This window comes from Eudoraea sp. (genome assembly GCF_049665975.1).
Classification (GTDB): domain Bacteria; phylum Bacteroidota; class Bacteroidia; order Flavobacteriales; family Flavobacteriaceae; genus Eudoraea.
Map to the genome: position 1 here is coordinate 1 of NZ_JBATGR010000196.1, position 7,900 is coordinate 7,900.

The 7,900-nt window shown below is 35.8% G+C and carries 10 protein-coding genes and 1 pseudogene; 8 read left to right on the forward strand and 3 right to left on the reverse strand.

Annotation, left to right across the window (positions count from 1 at the left end):
* Positions 1 to 342: pseudogene (locus tag WBN20_RS07330) on the reverse strand (insulinase family protein); the annotation flags it as partial.
* 4 nt (positions 343 to 346) lie between these two features.
* Entirely contained in the window at positions 347 to 1,669 is a 1,323-nt protein-coding gene (locus WBN20_RS07335) for a M16 family metallopeptidase (RefSeq protein ID WP_424271436.1), read from the reverse strand.
* A gap of 172 nt (positions 1,670 to 1,841) precedes the next feature.
* Between WBN20_RS07335 and WBN20_RS07340 the strand changes: the two genes are divergently transcribed.
* The 3 genes from WBN20_RS07340 to rpmA all read left to right on the forward strand — a co-directional run bounded on the left by WBN20_RS07340 (position 1,842) and on the right by rpmA (position 3,293).
* Entirely contained in the window at positions 1,842 to 2,294 is a 453-nt protein-coding gene (locus tag WBN20_RS07340) for a DUF4199 domain-containing protein (protein ID WP_424281227.1), read from the forward strand.
* Between the two features lie 129 nt (positions 2,295 to 2,423).
* Positions 2,424 to 2,987: a 50S ribosomal protein L21 gene (rplU, locus tag WBN20_RS07345; protein ID WP_424281228.1), complete on the forward strand. Its 564-nt coding sequence runs from the start codon at positions 2,424 to 2,426 to the stop codon at positions 2,985 to 2,987.
* A gap of 45 nt (positions 2,988 to 3,032) precedes the next feature.
* Positions 3,033 to 3,293 (forward strand): 50S ribosomal protein L27, encoded by a 261-nt coding sequence (rpmA, locus tag WBN20_RS07350; protein WP_276388714.1) that lies wholly within the window; start codon positions 3,033 to 3,035, stop codon positions 3,291 to 3,293.
* Positions 3,294 to 3,374: 81 nt separating this feature from the next.
* Here rpmA and ahcY read toward each other — a convergent pair whose 3' ends face one another.
* Positions 3,375 to 4,691, reverse strand: a complete 1,317-nt coding sequence (ahcY, locus tag WBN20_RS07355) for an adenosylhomocysteinase (protein WP_424275089.1) — start codon at positions 4,689 to 4,691, stop codon at positions 3,375 to 3,377.
* An 83-nt stretch (positions 4,692 to 4,774) separates the two neighbouring features.
* Between ahcY and WBN20_RS07360 the strand changes: the two genes are divergently transcribed.
* From WBN20_RS07360 to WBN20_RS07380, 5 genes are all read left to right on the forward strand, one after another.
* The gene (locus WBN20_RS07360; protein WP_424271191.1) at positions 4,775 to 5,413 is read left to right on the forward strand and encodes a 4'-phosphopantetheinyl transferase family protein; all 639 of its coding nucleotides are present in this window, start codon (positions 4,775 to 4,777) and stop codon (positions 5,411 to 5,413) included.
* Positions 5,414 to 5,448: 35 nt separating this feature from the next.
* Complete coding sequence (locus tag WBN20_RS07365) at positions 5,449 to 5,709, forward strand: thiamine-binding protein (RefSeq protein WP_424271192.1); 261 nt, start codon at positions 5,449 to 5,451, stop codon at positions 5,707 to 5,709.
* On the forward strand, positions 5,693 to 6,331 hold the full coding sequence (gene pnuC, locus WBN20_RS07370) for a nicotinamide riboside transporter PnuC (RefSeq protein ID WP_424281229.1): 639 nt from the start codon (positions 5,693 to 5,695) through the stop codon (positions 6,329 to 6,331). The genes WBN20_RS07365 and pnuC overlap by 17 nt, the downstream gene beginning before the upstream one ends.
* Entirely contained in the window at positions 6,286 to 6,849 is a 564-nt protein-coding gene (locus tag WBN20_RS07375; protein WP_424275090.1) for an AAA family ATPase, read from the forward strand. The genes pnuC and WBN20_RS07375 overlap by 46 nt, the downstream gene beginning before the upstream one ends.
* A partial coding sequence (locus tag WBN20_RS07380) for a DUF4301 family protein (protein WP_424281230.1) occupies positions 6,846 to 7,900 on the forward strand: 1,055 nt, incomplete at its 3' end. The genes WBN20_RS07375 and WBN20_RS07380, both read left to right, overlap by 4 nt.

Genomic DNA, 7,900 nt, shown 5'->3' on the forward strand with positions numbered 1-7,900 from the left:
AAAGTTTATTCGTGCACCTAGAAAATCTACTTCTTCAATAAAGTCATCCTTGGAAATTGTTTTAGAACCATTTCCTAACAAACTTCCGGTAAGTATAGACACACCAGCCTTATCACCTTCGGCAACAGGGGGATTATCTATGGTTAGTTGTATGGATACCCTGGGTAATTTATGATTCTCAACAACCAAAACTTTAAGGCCGTTAGTAATCTCAAAACGTTGTGGATCCTTCAGATTAATCTCAGGCGCAGGACCCGGTTGGGGCATAACACTTCTGTCTGCCTGAGCATTAAGGGTAATGGCCGCTAATGTAAAAGCGATTGTAAAATATAATTTTTTCATATTTTCAATTGTCAATATTTTCTTTTGGTAAATAATGTATGATTACCCTTTGGTTAGAATTCAAATATTTATTGGTAACTGCCTGTATCTCTTCCCTTGTTATTGAGCGGTAAATATCAATTTCTTTGTTTATTAATTCCGCATCGCCATACAACAGATAATTCCTTGCCAATGAATTTGCTATACCCTCTATACTTGAATTAGAGTTCACAAAATTATTTTCAAATTTGTTCTGTAATTTTTGATAGTCGTTTTCAGAAATCAATTCTGAACGTACTTTAGAGATTTCTTCTTCCATTTCATTAACCAGTACATCGAGTGAAGTCTCGCCAACAGGTATCGCATAGACCAGATACATTCCATAATCCTCCTGATCAAGATTTATAGCCCCAACCTGAAGTCCTTGTTTTTGTTCATCTACTATTTTTTTATAGAGTTTAGAGCTCTTACCGTCACTCAAATAGGTAGATATCATGTTTAGGACATACGCATCTCTATCTGTGAAACCAGGAATTCTATAGGCTATTCCCACTAAAGGTATTTGAATATTGGCGTCATAAGCCGTAACTTTTTCTTCTGCTTTTATTGGGACCTCTTTTGGATAATTTCTGATTACATCTTCCCCTGCTGGAATTTCAGCAAAATAGTCCGATACCATTTTTTTAGTTTCAGGGATGTCTATGTCTCCTGCAACTATTAATACCGCATTGTTGGGAACATAATACTTTTTGTTGTAGGCAATAACATCCTCCAGCGTTGCCGCATCCAAATCTTTCATATAGCCAATATTTGGATCCTTATAAGGATGAACTTTGAAAAGACTTTTACCCAATACTGGCAATAATTGGCCATAAGGAGAATTGTCATAACTAAGTCTTTTTTCCTCTTTAACGACCTCTTGTTGGGTATCTACCCCCATTTGGTCTATTAAAGGGTGTAACATGCGTTCAGATTCCATCCACAAACCTAACTGCAGGTTGTTTGAAGGGAAAGTCACGTAATAATAGGTTCGATCCTGCGATGTATTAGCATTAAATGCACCACCCCGTGAGGAGACTATTTCCCTCCAGGTACCTGTTTCAATATTTTCTGTACCCTCAAACAACAGATGCTCAAAAAAGTGCGCAAACCCAGTGCGACCCTCAGTACGGTCTTTTCCGCCAACATGGTACATTACCGCCGTGGTTACAACAGGAGCTGTATTATCCTGATGAAGAATAACATGAAGCCCGTTATCCAGGTCATATTCCTCATAGGTTACTTCTTGCGCATTGATTGCGATAAAAGCAATGAAAGCAAGCAAAGTCATGTAAAAATTTCTTTTCATAAAAATTTAATTAATAGATTGATTTGTGTACTCGATTAAAAGAATTTAAAGAGCGACTAATATAATATTTTAGAGCTTATGTGAAGGAAAACTCTGCTTCTTTAACAAGATTTTATATGATAATTGGACAATATTCATTATTTTGAATGGCATAAGAAGAAAAATAAAGCAAATGAAACGAGTTGCCCTCCCTATACGCTTTGGTATTGCAACCAGTGGGAGTCTTATCGCATATTTTTTAATTTTATCTCTTTTTGGTTTACATACCAATGTTTTTTTTAGTCTTTTTAATGGAGTAATTACGGGTTTCGGAATATATGAGGCAATAAAATATTTTAGACTTCAGGAAAAACATAACTTTAGCTATGGAGTAGGATTTAAGGCGGGAATGGTTACCGGTGTTGTGGCAACACTAATTTTTACTTTCTTTTTTGCTTTTTACGCTACCGAGGTTAATACCGACTTTTTAAAGGAACTCTCAACGAGTTGGTTTAATAATTTCAAAAATTTTGAAGGAATCGTATTCTTTACGGTTGCAATTATGGGATTTGCCACTACCGTGGTCCTGACACTTACTTTTATGCAGTTGTTTAAAACTCCGAAGAACCCCCCAAAAAAAATCTGATTAGAATAAAAAAAACTCTTGTGATTTCCCAATTTAGCAGTATATTTGCACCCGCCTTTAGAGCGCCTTTGGTGTTTAATTTGCTAAAAAGCTCATTTAAAGGGAAATAAAAATATTTAATATTAAGCTATGTATGCAATTGTAGAAATAGCAGGGCAGCAATTCAAAGTTGCAAAAGACCAAAAAGTATACGTTCACCGTTTGCAGGAAGACGAAGGAAAAAAAGTTTCTTTTCACAACGTCCTTCTTTTGGAAGATGGTAAAAACATTACTATTGGCGCCCCAGCTATAGACGGAGCCGCAGTTGAGGCTAAAGTCGTTAAACACCTTAAAGGAGACAAGGTAATTGTCTTTAAAAAGAAAAGACGTAAAGGGTTTAGAAAGAAAAATGGTCATCGCCAGTATCTGACCGAATTGGTTATCGAAAGTATTGTAGCCAAAGGTGCTAAAAAAACTGTAGCTAAGGCCGAACCTAAAAAAGAAGCTCCTGTAAAAGCAGCGCCAGTAAAAGTAGCGGCTCCAAAAACTGAAGCTCCTAAAGCCAAAGTTGAAAAAGCGAAGGAAGCTCCTAAAGTTAAAGTCGATTTAAGCAAAAAGACAGTAGCAGAATTAAAGGAAATGGCCAAAGCCAAAGGAATCTCAGGGATTTCTTCTATGAAAAAGGCCGATCTTATTGAGGCATTAAATAAATAAGTTAATAACTAATACCGGCCCAGACCTGGTATAAAAAATAATATCATGGCACATAAAAAAGGTGTAGGTAGTTCTAAAAACGGTAGAGAATCAGAATCGAAACGCTTAGGGGTTAAGATTTTTGGAGGACAAGCTGCTATTGCAGGAAATATTATTGTAAGACAACGTGGTACAAAACACAATCCTGGTAATAATGTTTACATCGGAAAAGATCATACCTTGCATGCAAAAGTAGACGGACTTGTAAAGTTTCAAAAAAAAGCAGGTGGAAAATCTTATGTTTCTATAGAGCCTTTTGAGGCATAATACTCAATTGAATAACTCAAAATAAAAACCCATTATGTTTTCATAATGGGTTTTTTCTATATCTAAATTAAGCTTTATTCTCTAGTACCTGTAATAATCCGGTTTATAAGGGCCTTTAACTTCAACCCCAATATAAGATGCCTGTTCTTCTCGCAATTCTGTAAGTTCGGCACCTAAACGTTCTAAATGCAGTTTGGCAACTTTTTCATCCAAATGCTTAGGAAGCATATAAACCTTATTTTCATATTTATCACTATGTTTCCAAAGTTCTATTTGTGCAAGTGTTTGGTTCGTGAATGAATTACTCATAACAAAACTTGGATGACCCGTAGCACATCCTAAATTAACTAAACGGCCTTCGGCAAGCACTATAATGTCTTTTCCATCAATAGTATATTTATCTACTTGTGGTTTAATCACATCTTTGGTATTGCCATAATTATCATTTAACCAGGCCATGTCTATTTCGTTATCAAAATGGCCAATATTGCACACTATAGCTTTATCACGCATAGCCCTGAAATGCTCTTCTTTAAGGATATCCTTGTTTCCTGTAGCCGTTATTACAATGTCGGCGTTACTAACTACTGTTTCTAGTTTTTTCAACTCATACCCGTCCATACAGGCCTGCAGAGCGCAGATGGGGTCTATTTCTGTAACGGTTACAATAGCCCCTGCCCCTCTGAATGAAGCTGCTGTGCCTTTTCCAACATCTCCATAACCTGCAACAACAACTCGTTTTCCGGCTAGCATGGTATCTGTGGCCCTTCGAATTGCATCTACCGCACTTTCCTTGCAGCCATATTTGTTGTCAAATTTGGATTTGGTAACAGAATCATTCACATTTATTGCCGGCATAGGCAATACCCCATTTTTAAAACGCTCATATAGGCGGTGGACCCCGGTAGTTGTTTCTTCCGAAAGACCTTTAATTTCTGATGTGAGTTCCGGAAATTGATCCAATACCATATTGGTAAGATCGCCCCCATCATCCAGAATCATATTAAGCGGCTTTCGTTCTTCACCAAAAAACAGCGTCTGTTCTATACACCAGTCAAATTCCTCTTCATTCATACCTTTCCATGCATAAACCGGCACACCGCTTGCTGCTATAGCTGCAGCAGCATGATCCTGAGTGGAAAAAATATTGCATGAACTCCATGTAACTTCTGCACCAAGAGCAGTGAGGGTTTCTATAAGTACTGCTGTTTGTATGGTCATATGAAGACAACCAGCAATGCGGGCACCCTTAAGAGGTTGTTCTTTTTTGTACTCTTCACGCAAGGCCATAAGTCCCGGCATCTCGGCTTCAGCCAGTTCTATTTCTTTTCTTCCCCATTCTGCCAGGGTAATATCCTTGACTTTAAATGGAACGTATGGTATTGTATTGGTTCGCATATCTTTTTTATTTTTTACATTCGTCCTGGAAATGTCCTTTTACATTTTCAAAAGGCAAAGGTAATGATAACTTAAAATATTGTATGCCTCTTTACAAAATTATAACAGTAAACCCATATACCAAGGTATACATTTGGAAGATTACAGAGTCTGAGAAAGAACTTTCCTTAAATATTGAGCTCACTAATAATTGCCAGCTAAGAGTGAACGGCATGAAGTCTGAATTGCATAGGAGAGGGTTTTTAAGCATACGCCACTTAATGGGGTTAGCGGGTTATGTAGATAGTGATCTTTTTTATGACCAGGCCGGAAAGCCACATCTAAAAGATGGAAATCATATCTCCATAACACATTCATATCAATTTACTGGAATAATTATAAGTCAGAAAGATGAAGTTGGTATTGATATTGAAAAACAACGAGATAAGATAGCCGTTATTGGTCATAAGTTTACACCTATGGAGGACTATGCAGATATTTCAAACGCAAAAGAAATAGTTAAAAAGCTTACAATTATTTGGGGAGCCAAAGAGTCCCTATATAAGATATATGCCACCCATGGGTTGAGTTTTATAAATCATATTTATATTGAAGATTTTATTAACACCCATAATACTACCACGGGTCTTATCAGATATGAAGGGTGCACATCCGAATATGATATTTCTTTTCTGGAATTTGAAGAATTTACCTGCGTATATGCTATTAAAAAGGAAGGGTAATATAAAGATTGTCCAACTATTAAATTTATCAAATTATGAATATATCTGTTGAGCTGACCTTAACCCCTTTACAGGATAATTACGAAGAGCTAATTATCGATTTTATAAAAAAAATACGGGCCTCTGGGTTTACCATTTTGGAAAATCCTTTAAGTACTCAGATTTATGGAGATTATGATGATATAATGAAACTGCTCAATAGAGAAATTAAACTTGCTTTGGAATTGATGGAAAATGGTTTAATGTATATCAAAATTGTAAAAACAGACCGAAGCAATTATGAGCCAGATTTTTGATTGGATTTTTGCTCAATATCAGGATACCCCTGCGTTTTTAATCATCCTCGAAATGATTGGTGTTGTTTTCGGGTTTTTAAGTGTATGGTATGCAAAAAGAGAAAATATCCTTGTATTTCCTACCGGAATAATCAACACTGGTATCTTTGTATATATCCTTTGGGTATATGGGCTATTGGGCGACATGCTTATAAACGGGTATTATTTTTCCATGAGTATTATAGGCTGGTACTTATGGACAAGAAAAGTAGACGCCGACCATTTTATCCCGATAACAAAAATGAACCGGAAAGAAAAAAACTGGTCCATATTTCTGTTTATTGGTGCAGTTGTTTTTGTTTTACTGGTATATACTTTATTTGATAAATTTAATAGTTGGACAGCCTATGTGGATACCCTTACAACTGCCATTTTCTTTGTTGGGATGTGGCTTATGGCCAAAAAAAAGATCGAAAATTGGATCTATTGGATTATTGGTGATGTAATTACAGTTCCTTTATATTTGTATAAAGGACTTATTTTTACATCCCTTCAATATTTATTATTTACCATAATCGCCTTTTATGGCTATATGGCATGGAAGAAAAACTTAAACAAAAGCCCGCTAACCTTGTTAAAGTAGTATTGTTTGGACCTGAATCAACAGGTAAGACTACCTTGGCTCAGGAACTTGCAAATCACTATCAAACAGAATGGGTGCCGGAATACGCTCGTGAATATTTGCAAGAAAAGTGGAATAAAGAACAAAAAACTTGTGAATCTCATGATTTGATACCCATTGCTGAAGGCCAAATTAGATTGGAAAATTCCTTGGCGGAAAAAGCAAATAAGCTTCTTATTTGTGATACAGATCTTTTGGAAACTAAAGTATATTCTGAAGCATATTACCTTGGTTATTGTGATCCTGTTTTGGAAAAATACGCTTTGCAAAATACATACGATCTTTATTTGCTAACTTCCATAGATATTCCCTGGGAAAAAGACGATCTTCGGGATAAACCTAATGAACGCGAACGAATGTTTCTCTATTTCAAGGAAACATTGGAAAAGTATGATAAGAATTATGTTATTTTAAATGGGGATAATGGTAAAAGGCTTGCACTGGCCATTAAATCTATCGATAAACTACTGGACAAATGATTGAGTTTTCACCAATGGATTTAAAACAACTACAGGAAAAAGGAATCTCAAAAGAAAAAGTTCTGGATCAGATCGAGACCTTTAAAGAGGGGATACCATTTGTAAGGTTAGAAAAGGCGGCAATAGTTTCAGATGGGATTTTGAAATTAAGTAAAGCTCAGGAAAAAAAGTTTGTCGGTAAATTTGAAGAACTAAAACGGCTTTTAAGTTTACTCAAATTTGTTCCGGCGTCTGGTGCCGCTTCGAGAATGTTTAAATCCCTCTTTAACTTTTTAGAGAATTATGATCCTGAGGGCGAAGACGTAGATGCTTATGTAGACAGATTAAATGATACCGATTTAAAGACCTTTTTCAAACAAATTAAGAAATTCCCTTTTTACGAGATTGTTCAAAAACGAATAAAAAACAAATCCAGTTCTGCAAATGACATCAAATATCGTTTTGTGTGTGAAATGTTACTGAAAGAAAACCTTAATTATGGTTTTTACCCCAAAGGACTCTTACCTTTTCATAATTATGGGGAATTTACTTCTACTCCTTTTGAAGAGCATTTAAAAGAAGCTTTCAGCTATGCTGTCATAAACAATAATGCAAAATTACATTTTACTATTTCAGTACAACATCAATCTCTATTTACTCAAGAATTTGAAGCCGTTGGCCCCAGGGTGTCAAAAGCTACAGAAACGGAATTTGAAGTTACATATTCAAATCAAAAACCTTCTACGGATACTTTGGCCGTAACTCTGGAAAATGAACCATTTGTGAAGGATGACGGTTCATTATTATTTAGACCTGGTGGTCATGGCGCACTTATTGAGAACTTAAACGAACAAAATGCTGATATTATCTTTATAAAAAACATTGATAATGTTGTAGTACCTAAATATGAAGCTGAACTTGCAAATAGCAAGAAAGTTCTTGCCGGTTTGCTTCTGGAATTACAACAACATGCATTTGCCTATGCGGATCAGCTGGAAAGAAATGACATTAATGGTGAACAGTTACACGAAATCAAAACATTTTTGGAAAATGATCTTAATGTTAGATTTTT